Here is a 23,853-nt window from a genome sequence, read left to right as displayed (position 1 = left end):
CGAATTAAGGTTATTGGCGGCTTTGGACATCTCGCCGACTGTCAAGCCGTGGACCTGTCGTCTTCAGCGGGCGATACTAACTGTTCATTAAGGCTGTCATCCTTTGGCGGTCGATATCTCGCGCCATCGTCGAGCAACAGCCGAACCAGTCTGTCATGTCACTGTAATGAACAATGCTGAATTCCAGTTGCGAGGCGTGGGCGATCCGCGACTGGCGGTACATGCGACAAGCGCCCTCCCGGCATGGCTCTGGTCGATCGACGGCACGCGGGTTCTGTGGGCCAACCCGGTCGGCGCCAGGCTGCTCGGCGCGGACAATGGCGCCGCACTGGCCAAGAGGATCTTCGGCCCGGCGGATGCGCACCGCCGCCAGGTGGCGCAACTTGCAGGAAGGCTGCCCTCGAACGACGCGATCCGGCTGCAGCGGCTGCGCGGCTTCGGCGCGCCGCTCGGCATGCTCGTCACCTGCGGCTGCGCGCGGCTCGAATTCGCCGATGGCAGCCAAGGCATCCTGCTGGCGGCCGCCGAGATGGTGGGCCGCTCGATGCCACTGATCGAACGGCTGCAACGTCTGGTCGAAGGCATCGAGCCGCCGATCGCGGCATTCGCCCGCGACGGCGAGTTCGTCGGCGCCAGCGACGCCGCGCGTCCGCTGCTTGGTTTTCGCAGTCTCGCCGAGGCCGGGCTTGACGATGCGCGGAGCGACGCGCTGAAGCAGGGCCGCGTCGAGGCGCGGATCGGTGTCCACCACATGGTGCTGCAGCGCGTCGGTAGCGGTGCGGATGTCGGCCTGGTTGCGCTGATCGCGCCCGGCGCGACCGATTGCGAGCGCGCGCCTCAGCGGGTTGCCCCCGCGGCGGAGCAGCCGATTCCCGATTACGAACAGCCGGCGAGTTCAGGCGAAGCACCGGCCGAATTCGCATTGATCGACGAGTTCGCGGAATCGCCGCCCGCAGAGACGGCTGAAGCTGCACCGCCTGAAGCCGCGCAGCAGCCGATCGCGCCCGCGGCGGAGCAGCCGATTCCCGATTACGAACAGCCAGCGAGCTCAGGCGAAGCGCCGGCCGAATTCGCTTTGATCGACGAGTTCGTGGAATCGCCACCCGCAGAGACGCCGGTCGATTTGGCTTCGCAGACCGAAGCACCGCCGGAGACAACGACGCCCGAGATCGACGTTCATCAGGACGAGCCGTCTCCTTACGTCGAAGCCGTTGCCGACGAGCCGGCGCCGCTTGCCACGGAGCCGCCGCCGGCGATCGATTCCGCGCCACCATCAGGCGCGCCTCAGCGTGCCGAAATGCCGCCATGGCTCGACCAGCTCTCGCCGGCTATGCGCCGCCACCCGCTGCGGTTCGCGTGGCAGATGGATGTCGAAGGCCGCTTCTCGCTCGGCTCCGACGAATTCACCCGCCTGATCGGCGCACGCACGGCCACAAGCTTCGGCCGATTGTGGAGCGAAATCGCCGAAGTGTTCGGGCTCGATCCGCACGGCCGCGTCGCCAACGCGGTCGCCACGCGCGATACCTGGGGCGGCATCACCTTGCATTGGCCCGTCGATGGCGGCGGCCGACTGCCGGTGGAATTGTCGGGATTGCCGATCTACGATCGGCTGCGGAATTTCGCCGGCTACCGAGGGTTTGGGGTTTGCCGCGATTTCGACGGCCTGGCGCGGCTCGCCGCGTTGCGCCGCTATGAGTTTGTCAGCGATCCGCCGACCCCGCAGACGCTTTCGGCCGACATCGTTCGGGCAGATCCTGCTAACGGCGCGGCCGCCGCAGAGCTGCCCGCTGAGCCCGATGCTGCATCGTCCAGCACCCCTGAATGGCCGGCGTCGATTGCCTGCGAGACTTCACCACAAACCGATCTGGAAACATCCGTGGAACCCCCCAAGAACGTCGTGCCATTTCGGTCGCCCGGCGATACGAAATCGCCGGTCCTGACGCCGGTTGAAAACACCGCCTTCAACGAGCTCGCCCGGCAATTGTCGGCGCGCCTCGAGGGCCACAACGGCACTGCTGTCGCGACGCCGGGGGACGCGCCCGAGGCCGTTCTCGAGCACCCGGCTGCGCCGGAAACGCCGGGATCGGCGAGCGCAACGCCAGAATGGCTGGCGCAGCCCGAGCCGCCCGCGCGCGGCGAAACCCGGCGCGACAAGACGCTGCTCGATCTGCTCCCGGTCGGCGTACTGATTTATCGGCTCGATCGGCTGCTCTACGCCAACCCGGCGTTTCTGGCGCGGATGGGTTATCCGAGCCTTCATGCATTGGAGGAGGCCGGCGGTCTCGACGCGCTCTATGTCGAGCCCGGTGTCTCGACCGCCAGCAGCACATCGGGCACCGGCACGCCGGTGACGATTTCCGCCAGCCAAGCTTCGCCAGAAGATACGCCGTCGCCGGGCATCGATGCGCACCTGTTCACGATTTCCTGGGACGACGATTCCGCGCTGGCTTTGATTTTTTCCGACACCGGCACGAAAAGCGCCGATCTCGCCGCCGCGATTGCCGAACCCGCCCCGGCGCCGGAACCGTCGGCGGTCGGCCACGCCAATGCCGAAGAACTTGGCGCCATTCTCGATACCGCGGTCGAAGGCATCGTGATGTTCGACGCCGAGGGCAACCTCAATTCGTGCAACCGCAGCGCGGAGGCGCTGTTCGGCTACGACGGCGACGAACTCGTGCAACGCAATCTCACCGAGCTGTTCGCGCCGGAAAGCCAGCCGGCAGTGCTGGACTATCTGGAAAGCATCAAGGGCAGTGGCGTCGCCAGCCTGCTCGACCACGGCCGCGAGGTGCTGGGCCGTGCGAGCCGGGGCGGCCTTATTCCGCTGTCGGTGACCATGGGACGCACCCGGCCCGATGGTCCGAATTTCTTCGCGGTGTTCCGCGATCTTTCGCAAACCAAAAAGAGCGAGAGCGAACTGCAGCAGGCGCGGCGGCTGGCCGATCGCGCGGCGAATGGCAAAGCCGACATGCTGGCGCGGATCAGCCATGAGGTGCGCACGCCGCTCAACGCCATCATCGGTTTCGCCGAAGTGATGATCGACGAGCGGTTCGGCGCGCTCGGCAACGAACGGCATGTCGAATACATGAAGGACATCCGTGCATCCGGCGAACGCGTGATCGCCATCATCAACGACCTGCTCGATCTGTCTCGCATCGAGACCGGCAAACTGGAGCTCGCCTTCGCCAGCCAGAACCTCAACGAGGTGGTCGAGCAATGCGTCGCAGTGATGCAGCCGCAGGCCAATCGCGAACGCATCATCATCCGGACCTCGCTGGCGCATGCTTTGCCGCCGGTGCTCGCCGACGGCCGCGCGCTGCGTCAGATCGCGCTGAACCTGATCGGAAACTCCATCCACCTCGCCAATGCCGGCGGCCAGGTCATCGTCTCCACCGCGCTGTCGGATTTCGGAGAAGTGGTGCTGCGCGTCCGCGATACCGGTCACGGTCTCAACGACAACGAGGTCGCCGCCGCGCTGGAGCCATTCCGGACGCAAGCCCCCTCGGACCAGGCCTCCGACAGCTCCGGCGTCAGCCTGTCGCTGATCAAAGCGCTGGTCGAAGCCAACCGCGCGCGATTCCACATCAAGACCGGGGCGCATTCGGGCACGCTGATCGAAGTAGTGTTCTTGCGCGCGATGGCGCGGGCTTAAGAGCCCCATCATCGCTACGGCGAATCCGAAAACCGTCGACGAACTGATAATGCGTCCGGCCCGCTCAAATTGTCGGCAACGATAAAAGCTATACAGATGGGCTTGCTGCAATATGCAGCCTGGACGCCGGCAGGAAATCGCCCATCGCATCCAGAAACATATCGGGCGCCTGAAGTTGCGGGACATGCGCGCAGCCCGGGATGATCTCGAGATGCGCGTTTGGCAGGCCAGCAGCCAATTCGATCGACATCGGCGGCGGCGTCGCCTCGTCGTGCTCGCCGACCAGCACCAGGACCGGTATCCTTACCTTGCCGAGTTCGGGCCGCAGGTCGAGTTCCGCCAGTTCGTTGCAGGCGGCGCGGAACACTTCGCCATCGGTGCGCAGAAACGCCTCGCGGCGATCCGCCATCAGATCGGGATGCTGCGCCTGGAATTCCGGCGCGAACAGCCGGCGCATCGCGACGTCCGTGATCACGGATAGTCCCTTCGCCCGGGAAGCCGCCGCCATATTGCGAAAGGCCTGGCGGCCTTCTTCCGAGAACGCGGCACCGCAATCGGCGAGAATGAGTCGGGTCGCGATATCAGGATGGCGGATGGCCATCTGCAGCGCCACGAACCCGCCATAGCCATTGCCGAGCACGATGGCGGCGTCGCCGCCGGCGCCATCCTTCACCAACTCTGCCATGCGGTCGGCGACAGCGGCGAGACCTCCGCTGACCGCGTCGGATTGGCCGAAGCCGGGTAATTCAGGAACGATCACCCGAAACGATTGCGACAGAATGGGAGCGATGGCATCGAAACTCGCCCGGTCCGACAGCAAGGAATGAAACAGGAAAAGCGGCGGTCCTTTGCCGGACTGCGCCGCATTGACCGTGCCGTTGGCGAAAAGCCGATCCATACCAGTCTCTCTTTCAAGGCCAGGCGACACCCCCTTTCGAAGGCGGGTGCTTGCCAGCGCCATTGATTGATAAATCAAATTTCAGGCTTTTCAAGCCTTCGTCACTTGACGTGATATTTCACGAATGGCAGATTGAAGGTCGAGCTAAGGGAATTTCGATGCTTTTGCGTGACAATGTCTACGAGAACCTGCGCTCTGATATTCTGACCTGCCGTTTGGCGCCGGGTGATGATATGCGCGAGCAGGAGCTGGCCGAACGCTATGCCGTCAGTCGCCAGCCGGTGCGCGAGGCCTTGCTGCGGCTGGAACGCGAGCACCTGGTCACCGTGCAGCCGCGCCAGGGCTACCGGGTCAATCCGATTTCGCTTTCGGACGCGCGCGATCTGTTGCGGTTCCGGCTGGCGCTGGAGCCGGCCTGCGTCGCCGAGGCGATCGAGAACGCCACGGCCGACGTGCTGAAGGCACTCGACGAATTCAGATTGTTCTCGGGCAACCACGAGGACTTCATCGCCTACAACCGCGCCTTTCACTCCGCGCTGGCCCATGCCTCCGGCAACCGCCGCATGGCCGCGGCGCTGTGCGACCTGATCGGACAGGCCGACCGCCTGGTGCGCGTCAGCGTCGCCAACGTCAGGGGCCACGACCCGACGCAGTTGGTGGCCGAGCACGTCGCCCTGATCGAGGCGATGCAGCGGCGCGACGCGCGAACCGCCGCCCGCATCATCAAGGCGCACATCGCGCAGACCGAAAAACGCGTGCTGCCGGCGCTGAAGCGCAACGCCGTCATCGTCGAAGGAAGAGACGCATGAATATTTCCGCCAAACCAGCGGTCGAAACGCACGGCAATTTCGTCGATGGCCGCGAGATCGAGGCCGGCTCCGGCGAGATGCTGGACGTCCGCAATCCCGCCACCGGCGACGTGATCGCGCGGATTCCGAATTCGACGGCCGATGATATCGACCGCGCAATGAAAAGCGCACGCGCTGCTTTCGAAGGGCGCGCCTGGGGCGGCATGGACATTCGCGCCCGCGCACGGCTGGTCAATCGTCTGGCGGATGCCTTCGAGGCCAATCTCGACACGCTGTACCGGCTCGAAACCCTCAACAATGGCCGTCCGGTCAACGAGACCCGCGCGCAGCTGTCGCGGCTGCCGGACTTTTTCCGGTATTTTACCGGACTGGCACTGGCGCGGCGCGATTCGGTGATTCCGGTCGAAGGCTCGTACCTGAATTACACGCTGCGCACGCCGATCGGCGTCGTCGCCAACTGCACGCCGTTCAATCATCCGCTGATGATCATGTGCAAGTCGCTGGCCGCGGTATCGCGACCGGATGTGTCACCGTCGTCAAGCCGTCGGAATACACCCCGCTGACCACCCTGAAGCTGGCGCAGATCTTCACCGAGGCGGGGCTGCCGCCCGGCGTGTTCAATGTCGTGCTCGGCCTCGGCCAAAGCGCCGGCAGGATGCTCGCCGAACACCCCGATATCAACAAGCTGGTGCTAACCGGCGGCACCGAAGCCGGCCGCATTGCCGGCGGGGCCGCCGCGAAAGTGTTCGCGCACCAGACCATGGAGCTCGGCGGCAAGACGCCTGTGATGGTGTTCGACGATTACGACATCGATCAAGCCGTCAACTATGCCGCGTTCGGCGCCTTCATCGGCGCCGGGCAAACCTGCGTCTGCGCCTCGCGCCATATCGTGCAGACCTCGATCTACGACGAATTCGTCGCGAAGCTGAAGGCGAAGACGCAAAGCATTCGCATCGGCGATCCCTTCGATCCCGCAACCCAGCTTGGGCCGGTGATCTCGGCGCGGCAGCGCGATCGCGTGCTGGCCTATTCCCAATACGGCCGCGACGACGGCGCGCGGCTGGTCACCGGTGGTGTCGCCGCCAAAGTGCCCGGCCATGAAGGCGGCTTCTTCGTCGAGCCGACGGTGTTCGCCGACGTGAAGTCCGACATGCGCATCTTCCAGGAAGAAGTGTTCGGGCCCTTCACTTCGGTCACGCCCTTCAAGGACGAAGCCGACGCATTGCGGCTCGCCAATGACTGGCCGTTCGGGCTGGCGGCAGCGATCCGCACCCGCGACATCGGCCGCGCCCACCGCGTGGCCTCCGGCGTCAAGGCCGGCATTGTCTGGATCAACGATCATCACCGGCTCGATCCGGCCTCGCCCTGGGGCGGCGTCGGCGATTCGGGCATCGGGCGCGAGTTCGGCACCGAAAGTTTCGACGATCATTTCAACACCAAGAGCGTGATGGTCGCGACCCATGACCAGCCGTTCGACTGGTACCGCGACACGGCGACCCAACGACGACTGAACTGATGCAATAACGAGCGGCTGCACGGCATCCATAGAAGACCGGCAGCCGCCTCGACCAACAAAATCAATTTAAGGGGAGAAAACACATGGCTACGTCAGTCAACACCGGCAGCCGTCTCGATCGGCTTCCGATCGGCCCATTCCACCGCCGCATCATGATGTTGATCGGCATCGGGATGTTCTTCGACGGTTTTGATATTTATCTCGCCGGCACCGTACTCGGCGTCACCTTGAAGACCGGCTTCTCGACGCTGCCCCAGAACGCCATGTTCATTTCGGCGACCTTCGTCGGAATGATGCTGGGCTCGTTCGCCACCGGATTTCTGGGCGATCGTTACGGACGACGCTTTACCTACCAGTTCAACCTCTTGGTATTCGGTCTCGCCTCGCTGGCCGCCGCCTTGGCGCCCAACATGACGATCCTGATCGCCTGCCGCTTCGTGATGGGTTTTGGGCTCGGCGCCGAGAACGTGGTCGGCTATTCGACCATGACGGAATTCGTGCCGGCAAAAACCCGCGGCAAATGGCTCGGCTTGATGGCGGTGTGCGTCGTCACCGGCCTGCCGATCTCGCTGCTGGTCGCCTCCTTGGTGGTGCCCGAATTCGGCTGGCGCGCGATGTTCGTAATCGGCGGCGTCGGCGCGCTGATCGTCTGGTATCTCCGCAAGAGCCTGCCGGAATCGCCGCGCTGGCTGGAAGCCGTCGGCCGCACCGAGGAGGCCGAAGCGCTGATGCAGTCGATCGAGCGCGAAGCCGCGCAGGGCAAGCCGCTGCCGGCGCCTGCAGCTGCTTCGACCGTCGTCGTCTCCAGTGATCTTGCGACGCTGTTCACCGCACCGCTGCTGTCACGCATGATCGTAGGCTCGGTTTGCCTGATCACCATCAACACCCTGCTCTACGGTTTTGTAACCTGGTTGCCGGTGTTCTTCATCAAGCAGGGGCTGAGCGTTGCGACGTCGTTTGGATATTCGCTGCTGATGGCGCTGGGGGCGCCGATCGGCTCCGCCATCGGCGCGTTGACGGCGGACCATTGGGGCCGCAAGCCGACCATCATCGGCGCGTCGCTGATCAGCGTGATCCTCGGCATCATCTATCCCATGATCTCGGATCCGGTGCTGCTGCCCGCGGTCGGCTTCGCGCTTACGGTCCCGATCTACGTGCTGGTGGCGCTGCTGTTCGGCATCTACATTCCCGAACTGTTCCCGACCGAAGTACGCTTGCGCGCCTCCGGCATCGTCAACACGCTGGGCCGTGGCGCCATCATCGTCACGCCGTTCCTGGTGGTGATGCTGTTCGAGGCGCGCGGCGTCGCCGGCGTGATGTCGCTGATGATCGGGCTGCTGGTTGTGCAGATCATCACGGTCTGGGCGCTCGGCATCGAGCCGCGGCATCGCAGCCTGGAAGAACTCAAGCGCAACGAGACCGCACCTGCGTTGCTGAAGGAAGTTTCGTAGAAAAAGCGTCCGAGGCTACGGCGAGAGCCGTAGCCTCGGACGGCCAGCATGCGCTCGATGAGTTTTGGAACGCTTCTAAATCACAGCGTGGAATCTCTCTAAAACGACCCGTTCGCGGCATCGCGTCGCGGACAGCGCGGTACCTGCTGCGCTACTGAGACCGGCATCGTCACCATCTCCGCCGGAGCAGCTCTCATGATCCATTTTCGCGCTCTTGCCGCCGCTGCGGCATTGCTGTGTCTGACTTCGCCGATCTCGACGGCGTCCGCTGAGAACGGCGAAGTCAACGTCTATACCTATCGCGAAACCAAGCTCATCCAGCCGTTGTTTGATGCCTTCACCAAGGACACCGGCATCAAGGTCAATGTCGTCTCGGCGAGTTCGGGGCTTGAGCAGCGCATCAAGGCTGAAGGCGCCAACAGCCCGGCCGACGTGCTGCTGACGGTCGATATCGGCCGCATCGACGAAGCCGTGCAGGTCGGCGTGACGCAGCCGATCAAGTCGGAAGTCATCGACAAGATCGTGCCGGCTCAGTATCGCGATCCGGACGGACATTGGGCCGGAATATCCATGCGCGCGCGCGTGATCTATGCCTCAAAGGATCGCGTCAAGCAGGATGCCATCACCTACGAAGAACTCGCCGATCCCAAATGGAAGGGCAAAATATGCATCCGCTCCGGCCAGCATATCTATAACAACGGGTTGTTCGCGGCCTATGCGGCGAGGTACGGCGAAGCCAAGACGGAGGAATGGCTGCGCGGCGTCAAAGCCAATCTCGCGCAAAAACCTTCGGGCGGCGATCGCGAGACCGCGCGCGACGTCGCCGCCGGCAAATGCGACATCGGCATCGGCAACACCTATTATTGGGCGCTGATGATGAACAACGACCCCGACAAGAAGGCGTGGGCCGAAGCGACGCGCGTCATCCTGCCGACATTCGAAGGCGGCGGCACCCATGTCAATCTTTCGGGCGTGTTGCTGGCGAAGCATGCACCCAACAAAGCCAATGCCGTGAAACTGATCGAATGGCTCGCCGGTGAACGGGCCCAGCAGATGTATGCCGACACCAACTATGAATATCCGGTTCGCGCCGGCGTCGCCATCAATCCAACCATCGCGGGGTACGGCAAGCTCAACGCCGATCCGCTGCCGATCTCGAAGATTTCCGCAAACCGCAAGGCGGCGTCGACGCTGGTGGACAAGGTCGGTTTTGACAATTGATCGTTCCCGGCGCTTGCCTGCTTCCCGCTCCCTCTCGTGGGAGTGGAAAGAGGTCGCGTGGCTTTCCAACTTCATGAAAACGCGTCCTCGCGTGAGCCGCGCCACGCGCGCTGGACGGGTCGTGGCGGCAATCGCGGTCGCGACCGCGATCCTTGTCGCCGCTCCCGTCATCTCGACCATCTCACTCGCGATGCAGCCCGCGGCAGATGTCTGGCGGCATCTCATTGACTACGTGCTGCCGCTTGCGATCCTCGAGACCGCGCTGCTGCTGGGCGGGGTCAGCGCACTCGCGCTCTTGATCGGCGCCGGCACCGCGTGGCTGATCTCGCTGTACGATTTTCGCGGCCGCCGGATGATGGTATGGCTGATGCCGTTACCGCTGGCGATCCCCACCTATATGGCCGCCTACGTCTACGCCGACCTGTTCGAGCCGCTGGGCCTGGTCCACCGCACCCTCGCGGTCTGGTTTCCGATGCGCGATGTGGTGCTGGCGCTTCCCAATCTGCGCTCGATGCCGGGCGCGATCGTTGTGATCGGCTTCGTGCTGTATCCTTATGTCTACCTGTCGGCGCGATCGATGTTTCAGTTTCAAAGCGCGGAATTCAGCGAGGCCGCGAGGACTCTCGGCGCCAACAGCTGGAGCGTGTTCTGGCGGGTCTCGCTGCCAATGGCCCGGCCGGCACTGGCGGTGGGCGTCGCGCTGGTATCGCTGGAAACGCTGAACGATATCGGCGCCAGCGAATATCTTGGCGTCCGTACGCTCACGGTATCGGTCTTCACGACCTGGCTCAATCGCGGAAGCCTGGCTGGCGCCGCCCAGCTTTCGTGCTTCATGCTGGCGATCGTTGCCGGCCTGATCGCAATCGAACGTTACGGCCGCCGCAACGCTGCGACGGAATTTTCCGCCGAAAGCCCGCGACTGACGCAGCGAACCCTGTTGAGCGGCATCAAGGGCTGGTGGGCATTCGCGGTGTGCCTGCTGCCGGTGCTGATCGGGTTTTTCGTGCCGCTGCTTTTTCTGGTGCAGCAGAGTTTCAAGCGCGGGCTGTTGACCAATTTCGACATGTCGCTGTGGCGCGACGCGTTCAACTCGGTCGCATTTGCGACCCTTGCCACGGCGATCGCACTGCTGCTCGGCTTCGCGACCGTTCTCGCCTGTCGCTGGCGGCCGAATGCCTTGCGATCGATCGCGATGAACATTTCGCAAACCGGTTACGCGCTGCCCGGTTTGGTGCTGGCGCTTGGCCTGCTCGCGCCGGTTCTGGCCATCGACAATGGGCTGAACACGCTCGCCCGATGGATGGGAGGTCCGCTGCCGGGACTGATCGTGGTCGGCTCGGGCGCTGCGGTGGTGATCGCCTATGTGATCCGGTTTCTGGCGGTGCCGACCGGGCTCATCAAGGCCGGGTTCGAACGGATTCCGCACGATTACGACGACAGCGCGCGCGCCGCCGGCGCCGGCCAGGGGATGACGATGCGGCTGATACATCTGCCGCTGCTGCGGCCGGCGATGCTCGGCGCGGTAATCATCGTGTTCGTGGATTGCCTGAAGGAACTGCCGGCGACGCTGCTGCTGCGGCCGCTGAATGTCGAAACGCTGGCGACCTCGATCTACCAGTTCGCAAGCCGCGGCAGCTTCGAGGAAGGTGCGCTCGCGGCATTGCTGATCGTTGCCGCAAGCATCGGCCCGGTGGCATGGTTGACGCGGTTTTCAGATATTCCGAAAGGCCCGGCGTAGCTTCACGCCGCAACTGCCGTCCCGACGATCAACCGCGTGTCGTTCAAGCGTTTTTCAGCGCGACGCGGAACTCGGCTTCGGTCTTCGCCTTCACTTCGTCGAGCGTGACGCCGTCGGCGAGCTCGACCAGCGCCATGCCATCCTTGCCGTGCTTGTCGATGGTGAATACCGCAAGATCGGTCACCACCATGTCGACCACCCGCTCGCCGGTCAGCGGCAGGCCGCATTTCTTCAAAAGCTTCGGGCCGTCCTTGGCGGAATGCTCCATCACCACGACGACGCGCTTGACGCCCGCGACCAGATCCATCGCGCCGCCCATGCCTTTCACCATTTTGCCTGGGATCATCCAGTTGGCGAGATCGCCGTTCTGCGCCACCTGCATCGCGCCGAGGATCGACAGGTCGATATGGCCGCCGCGCACCATGGCGAACGAATCGGCGCTGGAGAAATAGCTGGTGCTCGGCAATTCGGTGACGGTCTGCTTGCCGGCGTTGATCAGGTCGGGGTCTTCCTCCCCTTCATAGGGAAAAGGCCCCATGCCGAGCATGCCGTTCTCGCTCTGCAGCACAACATCCATGCCCTCGGGGATGTAGTTCGATACCAGCGTCGGAATGCCGATGCCGAGATTGACGTAATATCCGTCGCGCAATTCCTTCGCGGCGCGGGCAGCCATTTGTTCGCGGGTCCAGGCCATCAGACTTCTACTCCGGTTGCTGCCGCGGCGGCCGCTTCGGGGCGCTTGCGCGTGGTACGTTGCTCGATCCGCTTGTTCGCCGTGCCGACCTCGATGATGCGCTTCACGAAGACCCCCGGCGTGTGGATGTGATCGGGATCGATTTCGCCGGCCGGCACCAGGTGCTCGACTTCGGCGATGGTGATTTTCGCCGCCGTCGCCATCATCGGGTTAAAATTGCGCGCGGTCTTGCGGTAGACGAGATTGCCGGCGGTATCGCCCTTCCAGGCGTGGACGATGGCGAGATCGCCGAACAGGCCGCGCTCCATGAGGTACTTCTCGCCGTCGAATTCCTTCACTTCCTTGCCTTCGGCGATCAGGGTGCCGACGCCGGTCTTGGTGTAGAACGCCGGGATGCCCGCGCCGCCGGCGCGGATGCGCTCGGCCAGCGTGCCCTGCGGCGCGAATTCAAGCTCCAGTTCGCCGGCGAGGAACTGCTGGGCGAACAGCTTGTTCTCGCCGACATAGGACGAGATCATCTTCTTGATCTGCCGCGTCTCGAGCAACCGGCTCAATCCGATTCCGTCGACGCCGGCATTGTTGGAGACCACGGTCAGGTTTTTGACGCCGGATTCGCGGATCGCGTCCGACAAGATCTCGGCGATGCCGCACAGGCCGAAGCCGCCGGACATGATCATCATGCCGTCCCTGAGAATGCCGTCGAGTGCCGATTTGGCGTCGGGGTAGACCTTTTTCATGAAATGCGACCTGATGGGAGGGAGGCGCTGACGGCCCGCGTATCGGGGGATTATTAGGCGAAATCTTCGCAGTGCGTCAATGTTCTCACCAGCCAAAAACGCCTTTGAGGCCGGCATAGACAGAGCCGGCTGCCGTCGCCGCAACGCCTGCCACCGGCCCGACCGTGACAAGCAGGTCCTGAATGATGCGTGCGCGCCGGCGCAGCTGTTCCTCGCCGACATGCTGCCCGAGCAGCCTTGCGATCGAATAAGCCAGCGCATTGGGCTTGCCGCCCTGAGCCATCGTCTTCGGCAAGACGTCCAAAATCAGAAAGCCGATAATGTTACCGGTGACGAGTGCGAGTGTAATGCTGGCCGAATACTCGATGACTTCGCGCCATTCGATCCACGGACCCGGAACGATCGGAACGTTGTCATTGAAACCGGTCACCGTCAGCATGCTGATCACGGCGAGGATCGCGATCAGCGCTCCGAGAAGAATAGCGCCGCGGAATCCGGCGTTTTGACGGGCATAAAGCACCAGTCCAAAGGGAACCGGAATGATGACGGATGCCAGCCGCAGATAGAGCGGATTCGCGTCGAATACGATCGTGACCAGGATATGAGCCGCTAAGAGCAGGACGATCGGGACAAGCACATACCCGATCGTGTGTGCGACGAAGTAGTGGACCGGATATTTGATCCGCTCAAGCCTTGCGTTTATCCGGCCAAGCTCCCGGCGCAGCCTGTCCATCTCCGCGACAATTTCTTGCACCTCATGGATGACCGGACGGACGACGCGGAGGTCGCGCGAGCAATGCTTGCATACAATGGCTTCATCCTTGATGGTCTCGGCGCAGAATGGGCACTCCATCAGGCTGATCGACGCTTCTTGTCGCGCCTCGCTCTCTCGAGCTCACCCTTGGCCTGCATCAATTCGTCTCGCAGAAGGTCGCACTTGCGAATGAGGTCGTCACGTTCGGCCTTCAAGGATCCCGGAATGGCGATATCGCGCGAACAGGAAACGCAGGCCAGCGCCCCGGCATCGTTTTCTTCTCGGCAGAACGGACACATCATCGACGTCGTCCTAGGGGGCAATCTTCAGGACAAAGCTTGTGCTGCCGACGCGCCCGTCCGAATCCTTGATATCGACCCGAACCATATGATCGCCCGCGGGTAACTGCACATCCGGAATATCGATACCGGTCGGCTGCACAAAGGCCTTTACGCGCGGAGTAAGGTCGACGTTCGGGGTCCTGAGATAGGTGACCTTGACCGAATCCGGATCGACCTTGGCGCCGCCATAGGACTCGAACCTGATTTGAAAACGCATCGGCGATCGGACCGGTTCGGCGGCGGTCACGAAATCGACCTTTGGTCCTCGCAGAATCCCTCGTCGGTCGGTCGCGATGGCGCCCTTCGGCGGTGGCAGCTTGGCTTCTTCGTCGGTGATTAGAACCTGTGCCGCATAAGCGCAGTCCGGCGGAGTGAACACGGCTGCAATGTGCAGAAAATTCGCATAATCATTATTTTCCCCGTCTCAAAACTCAAAGACTTAACGGACGCCGCCATCCCCGATGATGGAATAGGGCGCCCAGAACAACGGATGGGCATAGGCGAACTCGGTCTTGCCGTCGGCGCCGGCGTAGCCGGGGCCGTCGACGAGCGCCATCATGGCCTGGCGCATGGCCTCGCCGCGCGTCAGTTTGGTATCGTCCGCCTGCCGCTTGAAAAGATCGGTGACCAGTTCACGCGCCGACTGCGAGTGAACCGACCAGTTGGTCACGAGCAGAGCGCGGGTGCCCGCGTAGAAGAACGCCCGACCAAGTCCCGATGCGGCTTCGGCGCCGGCGCCGGCTCCCGCGCCCGTGTTGCACGCCGACAGCACCACCCAATCGGCGTCGAGCTTGAGCCCCAGGATTTCCTCCATGGTCAGGAGGCCATCGCCCTCGCCGCCGGTCACGGCAGGCGCGGACAGCGCCAGCGCCGGCTGCGTCAAGCCATTCAACTCGCCGGGAACGAGGCCGTGCGTTGCGAATGCCAGAACTTTGAACCCTGAAAGGTTCATGGTCTTGACCGACTGTTCGCTGGCCTGCTTGCCGAGGTTCAAGACCTTGGACGGATCGGCCTGCAACGCCAGCGCGATCGATGTCAGTTCATCGGCCGTATCGGGAAGACGCGGCAACATTGCCAGTTCCGCGCTGTCGACACCTTCGAGTTTCACCGCGTTGCGCCGCTTCAACGGCAGCCCTCGCGTGAGGTTGCCGCCGGCGTCCGCGAGCTTGACCTTTTCGCCGGCGGCGTCGGCTTCCTGTTCCTGGCTAAAATACGGATCGCCGAATGCGATCAGTTCGCCGCGGTTCGGCTTGCCGGGGGGCAATTGCCGGAGCGTGCGCAATGCCGCCGCGGAAGGGACCGTGGTCACGGCATGGGTGCGCGCCAGCCACGGTACGCTGCGGTAGCCGGAAAACAGCGGATCGTCATCGCTGCGGACTTCGGCCGGCGCGGTCGGCAACAGCGACAGCGGCAACAGGCCCAGCGCGCCGTTGGTGACCACGATCAGATTCTTTGCCGGCTTCCAGCCGCTTTCCACCGGCTGCAAAAGGAGCGAGTAAAGCTCATAAGCCAGCTTGAGATCGAATGCTGGGATGTCGGAAATCATCGCGGCTTGCGGCTCCAAAGCTTCGCGCAGCTTGCGCACCTTGCTTTCGATTTCTCCGCTGGTTGCCTTGATCGTGGCGAACGCCACCCGGCCATTCTTCGGAACAGCCCAGACGAAACTGCCGGTTTGCCCGAAATAGAAAGAGAGCATTGCCTCGCCATCGGCAAGCGTTGCCCTTATCTGATCAACCGACGGAGGCTTGGGCGAGACCAGATCGGCATAGGCGGGAAATCGCTGGCTGATCTCCTGCCTCGCCTTGTTGCGTTCGGCACGCAACGTGTTGATCGAGGCGTTGATGGCCTGAACGCCCTTCTCATCGCGCTCCGCCGATGACAGCGACAGCACATTGTTCAGCGTTCCGATGTGCGTTCACCTGCTTGGCAAGATCCTGCTCTTTGCGCACCAATTCCGCGAGCGCGGGATCGGCGGCGGCCGCGCGCGCGCTGGAGGCCGCCAGCGCCTGCTGTACCGAGCGCCCGCGAATTGAATCCGCGAGGCTGAATGTTTCGGCGCCAATGTCGCTGTCCGAATTCTTGTCCCGCGCCAGCATCGTGAAGTAAGCCTCGACGATGCCCTGAAGCCGCTGGCTGCGCGCGGCGACCCCCGTGGTATTTTCGTCGTCGGCGTTCTCGCGCGACGATGACATCAGGACCGGGATCGCCGCCTTGAATTCGCGAATCGCATCGGCATCGCGGCCGGCCCGCATCAGCCCGATGGCGAGCGTGCCGCGCGCCGAGGCGGTATCGAAATGACTTTCGCCGACCCGTGCGAGTTGCTTCTTCACAAGCTGTTCTGCCGCCGCAATGCCGGCTTCGACCTGACCGGACGCGTAGAGCGAGAAAATGCGCGAGCCATTGAGTTCGAAAGACTGACGCCGCGCCGGCTCCCAATTTGCGATCGCCTTGTCGATCTGCGCGTAGACCGTGATGGCCTCGGGGCCCTTGCGCTGCAAATTCAGGATGCCGCCGAGTTGCGACAACAACTGAACCGTGGACAGCGAATCGTCGGGTACGCCGACCGTGCGGTTGATCTCGAGGCACACTCGCGCGAGCTGTTCGGCTTCCGCGTAACGGCCCTGCTCCACCAGGATATCAGCCAGTCCCATGATGAAGCGCGGGGTAGTAGGATTGTACTTGCCCTGATCCTTCAGCCGCGACAACAGCGCGCGGCGCGCATCGACTTCGGCTTCCGCAAGCCGCCCCTGCCGTGCCTTCATCCGGGCCTGACTCACTATCGTAAAATCGACGCCCTGCAGCAGGCTGGATTCGGAGGGTGGATTCTCGGAACCCAACAGCCCCTTGATTCCTGCCCGCTTGCGCTGTTCGCCCAGCCTGTAGGATGCCTCCGCATCGCGGAATTGGCCGCGCGCTTCGAAAATCATGGCGCGGCCGAGTTCGATTTCCGCCTCCCAGTTCTGGCCGTTGGTGTTGTAGGACGATCGCCATGCCGGATGCCCGCTGGTCCGGGATTCCTGAATCAGCGGTTGGCTACGGCGAAGATAGGCCTCCGCCTGGGCGATATCGCCCATCTGTATCAGCATGCCAGCGATCTGACGGTTGGCGCCGAACAGGTATCCCTTGGCGCCCTTCTGAGTGGCGACTTCGCGAAGCTGGCGCTGGAACAGATCGAACGCCTTCTTCGGATCGCCAGCGGCCGAATACTGATTTGCGGCAAGCTGGATCAGCCGTCCCATCATGTTAGCGGTGACAGCGCCGCGGCCGACTTCGATTGCCTTGTTGGCATCGGCGAGGCTGTCGGCTAGCCGGCCAAGCTGGGCCCGGGCGTTGCCGCGATCGAAATAGAACTGCGCAAGATCCTCTCGCGATTCTTTGCCCGTCGGATTGGCATCCGCCTCGGCCTTCAGCTCTTCGATTGTCTTGAGGTCGGGCTTCTCGCTGTCCAAAATCGCAGTGATGTCGGTAATCGTCCGCGGCGGGGCGACAAATCCAGCCGGCAGCGCACTGGCCCCGGGCGTTTTTGGCGCAGCCTCGGTAGGAATCGCAACGGCGACGTTGGCGCGTCCATTGGCGGCGTTGAGCGCGGCCATCACGCAGGCGCGGACCTGCGGCTTGGCCTTGGCGCGACATGCTTCGAGATTTGCCGGGCCGCCCGCGGCTCTCATGCAGCTCTGAACGATCGGCTTTCCGACGCTCATCCTGCAGCTTTCGAGCGCGGCTTCCTGGGTGAGTGCGAATGCCGCGGGCGCGGATGTCGCGAGCAAGGCTGCCGATGTTAGGCATCTCAAAGTAGCGGTTGAAATCGGAGACATGAAAATGGCCTTAATCAACATCAACGCTGCGCAATATGGCTACGCTAGCAATTTTCGACCGGGCAGGCACGAATTTCTTCGTCTGGACTCCCATCAGCGGTCGAGCTTCCGGACCGGGAAGCGCAACGGACAGCCCTATGAACAGCTCTTCCATGCTATCCGGACGGCCACCTTGCTATGGAACCGCCCGGAAACCGGCCTTGAAAGCGTCAAGAAAACCCATCAAGTTGCCGGCGTTGGCAGGGGCGCCATTCAAGTCGCCCGTTGCCGATTTGGATAAGGACATATTTGCCGAGTTCGGGTAAACCCGAGTTCGGTCGGTGCACCGCCCGCCCTTTAGTTCAACAGCGACCGACACCAACCGACCTGAATATGTCATTGACGATGGGCCAAGGAATGAAGCGCCTGGGGATGCCGATTGCGGCCGTTCTCGGCGCGGCGCTGATCGGCCTGATCGCGACCTCCTGGTTCCTCGACCGCGACGCCCTGCGCCAGGCGGTGGAGGCACAAATCCGCGCCGTGACCGGCCTCGAACTGGTGGTCAATGGCAGCATCGACGTTTCGGTTTTTCCCACAAGCTACGTCTCGTTTCATGATGTCGGGCTGAAGGGCGGCGGCAGCGCCGACCCCGCCCTAGCCGTCGACGTCCTGACCGCGAATTTGCATTTGCTGCCGCTGTTGCTGCAGCGATTCGAGATCGCCGATGTCATGATGTTGCGGCCGCATATCCGCGTCGTCCGCGAAGCCGACGGCGAAAGCAACTGGACGCCGTTCATCGACACCATTGCCCATACCATGAAACCCGGCGCCGACAACCCGCTGTCGTTCTCCGAAATCAGGATCCAGGACGGCCTGCTAAGCTATGAAGATGCCGCCAATCGCGTCTCCGAAACGCTCGACGATATCGACCTTTCGCTGGCCTGGCCGTCGATCTCGCGTTCCTTTGCCGCGACCGGGCAATTCGACTGGCGCGGCGAGCGTGTCGACGGCTCGATCAGCACCAGCGATTTCGTTGCGGCGCTGTCGGGCGAGCGGTCCGGGCTGAAGGCACGGCTCGCAGGCGCCCCGTTGAAACTGGCTTTCGACGGCACCGTCGCCAATCGCACCAGCATGATGATGGAAGGCACGCTAACCATCGACAGCGCGTCGTTGCGCAACGCCTTGCGCTGGACCGGCCAGCCGCCGCCGGGCCGCGGCGGGTTCGGCCGCTTCGCGCTGAAGGCGCGCGCCAATATCGTCGGTCCGTCGATCGCATTGACCAACGTCAATGTCGAACTCGACGGCAACGTCGCCGAAGGCGTCATGACCTACGCCAACAACGGCCGCCAGACGCTGCAGGCGACACTCGCCGCCGACGCGCTCGACTTCACTCCCTATATCCCGACCTTCCGCCTGCTCGCCAGCGGCGCGCGCGACTGGAACCGGCAACTGTTCGATTTGAATTCGCTGTCTACAACCGACCTCGACATGCGCCTGTCGGCGGCGAGGGTGACGGTCGGCTCGACCAAACTCGGCCGCACCGCGTTCGGCGCCAATTTGCGTGGCGGCGCGCTGGCGCTGAGCGTGGGCGAGGCGCAGGTGTATGGCGGCATCGCCAAGGGCTCGTTCGGGGTCGCGCGCTCCGATGCTGTCGCCGACATAAAGGCGCAGCTCCAGTTCACCGACGTCGATCTGCAAGCCTGCGCCAGCGAATTGTTCGGCGTCACCAAACTGTCCGGCCGAGGCGATCTCAACATGTCACTGGTCGCGTCGGGCTCGAGCCCGTTCGGCCTGGCGCAGTCGCTCGACGGCACCGCCACGTTGAGCGGTCATGACGGCGCGATCGCCGGCTTCAATGTCGAGCAGTTGCTGAAGCGGCTGGAACGGCGGCCGCTGTCCGGCGGCGGAAATTTCCGCAGTGGCTCGACGCCCTACGAGAGCCTGACCATCGCTGTGAAATTCAGCGACGGTATCGCGACTGCAGAGGATATTCGCGTGGAAGGACCCGCCGCGCGTATCACCCTGACCGGGACCGCCTCGGTCCCGTCGCGCGAATACGACATGAAGGGCGTTGCCAGCCTGACCTCGGCAGCGAATGCCGCACCCGGCTTCGTTCTGCCGTTCGTGGTGCAAGGCCCGTGGGACGATCCGCTGATCTTCCCGGATCCCGAAAGCCTGATCCGGCGTTCGCCGGCCTCCGCTCCGCTGCTGGATGCGGTCAAGGATCGCAAGACCCGCGACGCGGTGCGCTCGGTGCTGGAACGCTTCACCGGCGGCGGACTGAAGCCTGCCACTGTGCCCGAAGCGGCAGCGCCTGCCGGCGCGCCAGCGGAAGCGCCGAAGGCAAACTAGCTCAGCATTTCCTATCGGCATTCTGTCCGGACCTCATCCTGAGAGTATGACCGGAAATGCATGCAACAAAATAACGGATTTTGAGACCGTCATTGCGAGCGTAGCGGAGCAATCCAAAGGATTTAATATGGCTGTTAGTGGATTGCTTCGTCGCTTCGCTCCTCGCAATGACGAGAAGTGGCCTATTCTATTGGCCGCTTTTCGGTCAGGCTCTGAGGAGCATCGCCCAGGCGATGCGCCTCGAAGGATGGCCGCCGGCGATGGCCATGCAACCTGCTATCCTTCGATACGCCCGGTTGCGCTACGCTTCGCCGGCTCCTCAGGTGAGGTCCGGAGTGGTTGAACCGATTGGCTTCATGAAATCGCTCGTCCAGGGTTTGCCCTAACGCTTCGACGACGAGTTCGGCTGACCTCCGGCGCCGGCAACATTCACGGAAGATGCAGATTGATCATCTGGATCAGCCCGCGGCAATGCGTTAGTCTTTTATCCAACCGGTTAAGAAGATCCGGCAAGAAACAAACAGGGAGAACGACGTGAAACCCAGGGGAATACGCGCACTTGCGTTGGCGGTCTCCGCCGCCATCGGCCTTGCTTACGCGGCCACGCCAGCTGTGGCGCAGGAGAAGAAGATCACGGTCTGGTTCGGCAAGGGCTTCTACAAGTCCGAAGACGACGCGCTGCTGGAGACGATCAAGAAGTTCGAGGCCAAGACCGGGATCAAGGTCGAGCTGTCGCAATACGCCATTCAGGACATGATTCCGAAGACGGTGGCGGCGCTGGATTCCGGCACGGTGCCCGATGTCGCCTATTCCGATACTTACGACGTGCAGGCGCAGGGCAAATGGGCGTTCGAGGGCAAGCTCGAGGATCTCTCGGACATCCTGCTGCCGATGAAATCGGCGTTCGCGCCGAACACGCTGGAAACCGCCTTTCTGCTCAACGATGTCACCAAGAAGCGAGGCTATTACGGCTTCCCGCTGAAGCAGCAGAGCATGCACGTGCAGATCTGGGGCGACATGCTGGAGCAGGCCGGCTTCAAGCAGAGCGACATCCCGACCAAATGGGCGGATTACTGGTCGTTCTGGTGCGACAAGGTGCAGCCCGCCATCCGCAAGGCCACCGGCCAGCGCATCTTCGCCGTCGGCCAGCCGATGGGCGTAGAATCCACCGACTCGTTCCAGTCGTTCTACACCTTCATGGACGCCTATAACGTCAACCTCGTCGACGAGAACGGCAAGCTTCTGGTCGACGATCCCAAGGTCCGGCAGGGCCTGATCGGCGCGCTGAAGGACTACACCGACACCTATGTCAGGGGCTGCACGCCGCCGTCGTCCACCACCTGGAAGGACCCGGACAACAACGTCGCCTTCCACAACAAGACGATCGTGATGACGCACAATTTCACGATCTCGATCGCGGCGAAGTGGCTCGACGATGCCAACAATCCCGCGCTGACGCCCGAGCAACGCGCCGCCGGCAAGAAGGCGTATGACGAAACCATCATCACCGCGTCCTTTCCCAACAAGCCGGACGGCACGCCGATCAAATACCGTTCCGACGTCAAGACCGGGCTGATCTTCGCGAACGCCAAGAACAAGGCGGAAGGCAAGGAATTCGTCAAATTCCTGATGCAGGAGGAAAATCTTCGGCCCTATGTCGAGGGTGCGCTCGGCCGCTGGTTCCCGGTCACGACGGCGAGCCAGCAGAGTCCGTTCTGGCAAGCTGACCGCCATCGCAAGGCGGTCTATACCCAGTTCACCGGCGGCACCCAGCCGTTCGACTTCACCCGGAACTACAAGTTCACCATCCTGAACAATGAGAATGTCTGGGCCAAGGCGATGAACCGCGTGGTCAGCGAGAAGGTGCCGGTCGAAAAGGCCGTCGATGAACTGATCGCCCGCCTCAAGGAAATCGCCGGCTAGCGTAAAGGATGCCGGCCGCCGCCAATGCATTACCGTCGTCCCCGCGAACGCGGGGACCCATAACCACAGCCTTCAGTCGTTGCGCGACAGCCGTCGAACAGCGTCGCTCAAAATTAGGGCTGCGGCGTATGGGTCCCTGCTTCCGCAGGGACGACGTGAAATGAAAGCTGCCGCCGACATTGGCTGGGAGTAGAGTAGGGAATAATGGCGATCACGCTTTCGACCTCGGATCAGGCGATACCAGGCGCACCGTTGGCGGGACGTCTGTCGACCCCGCAGGTCTGGGGCATCGTGCTGCTGGCACCATATGCGCTCGTGTTCCTCGCCTTCGTGATTTATCCGGTTGGTTACGGGCTATGGCTGGCGCGCCATCCGTCGAGCTACGTCGCACTTTACAACGATCCGATTTTTGCCCGGGCCGCCATCAACACGCTGGTGTTCCTGGTGATCGGCATCAACTTCAAGATGCTGGTGGCGCTGTTCCTGTCGGGCTTCTTCATTCAGGAGCGCTCGTGGATCAGATGGCTGTCGGTTTTATTCATCCTGCCTTGGGCGGTGCCTTCAATACCGACCATCCTGTCGGTCCGATTCATGTTCAATCCCGAATGGGGCATGGTCAACCACCTCATCTTCAAGTTCACCGGCGAAGACGGTCCGAACTGGCTCAACGATCCGACCGTCGCGCTGACGATGGCGATCATGATGCATATCTGGAAGTCGCTGCCGTTCTGGACCTTGATCCTGATGACCGGACGGCTGGCGATCCCGGGCGATCTATTTGAAGCGGCGGACGTCGACGGCGCGACCTGGTGGCAGAAATTCCGCTACATCACCTGGCCGTCGGTGCGGACGCTGTATCTGACCTGCACGCTGCTTTCGATGATCTGGACGCTCGGCGACTTCAACAGCGTGTATCTGTTGACCGGCGGCGGCCCGGCCGACCTCACCCATGTGCTGTCGACGCTCGGCATCCGCTATCTCCGGCTCGACCAACTCTCGCTTGCGATGGCCTCGATCGTCTGCGCGCTGCCGTTCGTGCTTCCGCTGATGTATTTCATGATGAAACGGCTGTCGCGATGAAGCTCCCCTCCTTCAAGCTGCCGTCCTTGCGCGAAGCCAGCACCGAAGCGCGCCTGCTGTTGATCGGCATTCCCGTCTTCATCTGGACCATGCTGCCGATCTATCACATGATGCTGTTTGCGATCTCGCCGAAGGAAGATGCGTTCGCGGGCAAGTTCTGGCCCGATCATCCGACATTGCATAACTTCCATATCGTGTTTCACCAGCAGCACTATTTCCTGCGGGATTTCTGGATCCAGTTCTGGAATTCGACCGTCATCGCGGTTTCGGTCGGCGTGCTGACGCTGCTGATTGCGACCGCAACCGCGTTCGCGATCTCGCGGTTGAAAGTCCCCGGCGGCCGCTGGGTGATGAATCTGGCGCTATTCACCTACTTCATCCCGGCAGCGTTTCTTGCGGTTCCGATGTATCGGACCATGGGCAATTACGGACTGCTCAACAATCACTGGTCGCTGATTCTCGCGATGGTGACGATCGCCTCGCCCTACGCGATCTGGGTGCTCAAGCAGGCCTCCGACAAGTTGCCGGTGGAGCTTGACGAGGCCGCGATCATGGACGGCGCCACCATCCCGCAAATATTCCGGCTGGTCTATCTGCCGCTGATGATGCCGTCGCTGGTGGCGATCGGCTGTTACGCGCTGCTGCTGGCCTGGAACGAATATCTCTACGCGTTCCTGCTGCTGTCCAGGGATACCGATATCACCCTGCCGGTCGCTCTCGGCAACTTCCTCGCCGCCGACGATTCGCCGTGGGAATTGCTGATGACGACGGGGTTCATCTACGCGCTGCCGCCGGCCGCGATCTATTACGCGTTCAGGCGCTATATGGTCGGCGGCCTGACAGCGGGCGCGGTGAAGTCCTGAGCGATACAGCCGCCAGTTCTTATGTGGCGA

At 62.8% G+C, this 23,853-nt stretch carries 17 protein-coding genes and 1 pseudogene; 11 read left to right on the top strand and 7 right to left on the bottom strand.

Annotated elements, in window-relative coordinates:
- Positions 1-166 precede the first annotated feature (166 nt).
- On the top strand, positions 167-3,652 hold the full coding sequence (locus N554_RS0101395) for a PAS domain-containing sensor histidine kinase (RefSeq protein WP_029581835.1): 3,486 nt from the start codon (positions 167-169) through the stop codon (positions 3,650-3,652).
- Between the two features lie 88 nt (positions 3,653-3,740).
- Here N554_RS0101395 and N554_RS0101390 read toward each other — a convergent pair whose 3' ends face one another.
- Positions 3,741-4,550, bottom strand: a complete 810-nt coding sequence (locus N554_RS0101390) for an alpha/beta fold hydrolase (protein WP_029581834.1) — start codon at positions 4,548-4,550, stop codon at positions 3,741-3,743.
- 158 nt (positions 4,551-4,708) lie between these two features.
- Between N554_RS0101390 and N554_RS0101385 the strand changes: the two genes are divergently transcribed.
- The 5 genes and pseudogenes from N554_RS0101385 (at position 4,709) to N554_RS0101365 (ending at position 11,285) form a co-directional block, all read left to right on the top strand.
- Positions 4,709-5,359 (top strand): GntR family transcriptional regulator, encoded by a 651-nt coding sequence (locus N554_RS0101385; RefSeq protein WP_029581833.1) that lies wholly within the window; start codon positions 4,709-4,711, stop codon positions 5,357-5,359.
- A pseudogene (locus N554_RS35225) lies at positions 5,356-6,875 on the top strand (aldehyde dehydrogenase). The gene N554_RS0101385 and the pseudogene N554_RS35225 overlap by 4 nt, the downstream one beginning before the upstream one ends.
- Before the next feature lie 83 nt (positions 6,876-6,958).
- Complete coding sequence (locus N554_RS0101375; protein ID WP_029581832.1) at positions 6,959-8,326, top strand: MFS transporter; 1,368 nt, start codon at positions 6,959-6,961, stop codon at positions 8,324-8,326.
- Between the two features lie 195 nt (positions 8,327-8,521).
- Positions 8,522-9,547 carry a Fe(3+) ABC transporter substrate-binding protein gene (locus tag N554_RS0101370; protein ID WP_029581831.1) on the top strand — a complete coding sequence of 342 codons (1,026 nt, stop codon included), beginning with the start codon at positions 8,522-8,524 and terminating at the stop codon, positions 9,545-9,547.
- A gap of 73 nt (positions 9,548-9,620) precedes the next feature.
- Positions 9,621-11,285 carry an ABC transporter permease gene (locus N554_RS0101365; protein ID WP_029581830.1) on the top strand — a complete coding sequence of 555 codons (1,665 nt, stop codon included), beginning with the start codon at positions 9,621-9,623 and terminating at the stop codon, positions 11,283-11,285.
- A gap of 43 nt (positions 11,286-11,328) precedes the next feature.
- On the opposite strand, the gene N554_RS0101360 is transcribed toward N554_RS0101365, so the two are convergent.
- The 6 genes from N554_RS0101360 to N554_RS41655 all read right to left on the bottom strand — a co-directional run bounded on the left by N554_RS0101360 (position 11,329) and on the right by N554_RS41655 (position 17,512).
- Positions 11,329-11,979 (bottom strand): CoA transferase subunit B, encoded by a 651-nt coding sequence (locus N554_RS0101360; RefSeq protein WP_029581829.1) that lies wholly within the window; start codon positions 11,977-11,979, stop codon positions 11,329-11,331.
- Positions 11,979-12,716 carry a CoA transferase subunit A gene (locus tag N554_RS0101355; protein ID WP_029581828.1) on the bottom strand — a complete coding sequence of 246 codons (738 nt, stop codon included), beginning with the start codon at positions 12,714-12,716 and terminating at the stop codon, positions 11,979-11,981. Before N554_RS0101355 ends, N554_RS0101360 begins: the two co-directional genes overlap by 1 nt.
- Before the next feature lie 85 nt (positions 12,717-12,801).
- Entirely contained in the window at positions 12,802-13,569 is a 768-nt protein-coding gene (locus tag N554_RS0101350; RefSeq protein WP_029581827.1) for a hypothetical protein, read from the bottom strand.
- Between the two features lie 213 nt (positions 13,570-13,782).
- Positions 13,783-14,190: a hypothetical protein gene (locus tag N554_RS0101340; RefSeq protein ID WP_245283491.1), complete on the bottom strand. Its 408-nt coding sequence runs from the start codon at positions 14,188-14,190 to the stop codon at positions 13,783-13,785.
- A 60-nt stretch (positions 14,191-14,250) separates the two neighbouring features.
- Positions 14,251-15,702 carry a CHAT domain-containing protein gene (locus tag N554_RS41660; protein ID WP_245283490.1) on the bottom strand — a complete coding sequence of 484 codons (1,452 nt, stop codon included), beginning with the start codon at positions 15,700-15,702 and terminating at the stop codon, positions 14,251-14,253.
- A complete protein-coding gene (locus N554_RS41655; protein ID WP_245283489.1) occupies positions 15,671-17,512 on the bottom strand; it encodes a tetratricopeptide repeat protein in 1,842 nt (613 codons plus the stop codon). The genes N554_RS41660 and N554_RS41655 overlap by 32 nt, the downstream gene beginning before the upstream one ends.
- Positions 17,513-17,540: 28 nt before the next feature.
- Here N554_RS41655 and N554_RS39450 point away from each other — a divergent pair, with 28 nt between their 5' ends.
- From N554_RS39450 to N554_RS0101310, 5 genes are all read left to right on the top strand, one after another.
- A complete protein-coding gene (locus tag N554_RS39450; RefSeq protein WP_197033385.1) occupies positions 17,541-17,906 on the top strand; it encodes a hypothetical protein in 366 nt (121 codons plus the stop codon).
- A gap of 104 nt (positions 17,907-18,010) precedes the next feature.
- A complete protein-coding gene (locus tag N554_RS0101330; RefSeq protein ID WP_036052105.1) occupies positions 18,011-19,957 on the top strand; it encodes an AsmA family protein in 1,947 nt (648 codons plus the stop codon).
- Between the two features lie 534 nt (positions 19,958-20,491).
- On the top strand, positions 20,492-21,880 hold the full coding sequence (locus tag N554_RS0101320; RefSeq protein WP_029581822.1) for an ABC transporter substrate-binding protein: 1,389 nt from the start codon (positions 20,492-20,494) through the stop codon (positions 21,878-21,880).
- A 204-nt stretch (positions 21,881-22,084) separates the two neighbouring features.
- Positions 22,085-22,960, top strand: coding sequence for a carbohydrate ABC transporter permease (locus tag N554_RS0101315; protein ID WP_029581821.1), 876 nt, complete (start codon positions 22,085-22,087; stop codon positions 22,958-22,960).
- The gene (locus N554_RS0101310) at positions 22,957-23,823 is read left to right on the top strand and encodes a carbohydrate ABC transporter permease (RefSeq protein ID WP_029581820.1); all 867 of its coding nucleotides are present in this window, start codon (positions 22,957-22,959) and stop codon (positions 23,821-23,823) included. The genes N554_RS0101315 and N554_RS0101310 overlap by 4 nt, the downstream gene beginning before the upstream one ends.
- Positions 23,824-23,853: the final 30 nt, after the last annotated feature.

It is taken from the genome of Bradyrhizobium sp. URHD0069 (genome assembly GCF_000701345.1).
GTDB lineage: Bacteria > Pseudomonadota > Alphaproteobacteria > Rhizobiales > Xanthobacteraceae > Bradyrhizobium.
The sequence above is the reverse complement of the archived record's forward strand: the minus strand, read 5'-3'. Positions and strand labels throughout refer to the sequence as shown.

Excerpts from the sequence above, each read along its gene's own strand:
- N554_RS0101330 (WP_036052105.1), top strand. The coding sequence starts at position 18,011 with ATGGGCCAAGGAATGAAGCGCCTGGGGATGCCGATTGCGGCCGTTCTC.
- N554_RS0101390 (WP_029581834.1), bottom strand. The coding sequence starts at position 4,550 with ATGGATCGGCTTTTCGCCAACGGCACGGTCAATGCGGCGCAGTCCGGC.
- N554_RS0101375 (WP_029581832.1), top strand. The coding sequence starts at position 6,959 with ATGGCTACGTCAGTCAACACCGGCAGCCGTCTCGATCGGCTTCCGATC.
- N554_RS0101310 (WP_029581820.1), top strand. The coding sequence starts at position 22,957 with ATGAAGCTCCCCTCCTTCAAGCTGCCGTCCTTGCGCGAAGCCAGCACC.
- N554_RS0101395 (WP_029581835.1), top strand. The coding sequence starts at position 167 with ATGAACAATGCTGAATTCCAGTTGCGAGGCGTGGGCGATCCGCGACTG.
- N554_RS0101370 (WP_029581831.1), top strand. The coding sequence starts at position 8,522 with ATGATCCATTTTCGCGCTCTTGCCGCCGCTGCGGCATTGCTGTGTCTG.
- N554_RS0101315 (WP_029581821.1), top strand. The coding sequence starts at position 22,085 with ATGGCGATCACGCTTTCGACCTCGGATCAGGCGATACCAGGCGCACCG.
- N554_RS41655 (WP_245283489.1), bottom strand. The coding sequence starts at position 17,512 with ATGAGCGTCGGAAAGCCGATCGTTCAGAGCTGCATGAGAGCCGCGGGC.
- N554_RS0101350 (WP_029581827.1), bottom strand. The coding sequence starts at position 13,569 with ATGGAGTGCCCATTCTGCGCCGAGACCATCAAGGATGAAGCCATTGTA.
- N554_RS0101385 (WP_029581833.1), top strand. The coding sequence starts at position 4,709 with ATGCTTTTGCGTGACAATGTCTACGAGAACCTGCGCTCTGATATTCTG.
- N554_RS0101355 (WP_029581828.1), bottom strand. The coding sequence starts at position 12,716 with ATGAAAAAGGTCTACCCCGACGCCAAATCGGCACTCGACGGCATTCTC.
- N554_RS0101360 (WP_029581829.1), bottom strand. The coding sequence starts at position 11,979 with ATGGCCTGGACCCGCGAACAAATGGCTGCCCGCGCCGCGAAGGAATTG.
- N554_RS0101365 (WP_029581830.1), top strand. The coding sequence starts at position 9,621 with ATGAAAACGCGTCCTCGCGTGAGCCGCGCCACGCGCGCTGGACGGGTC.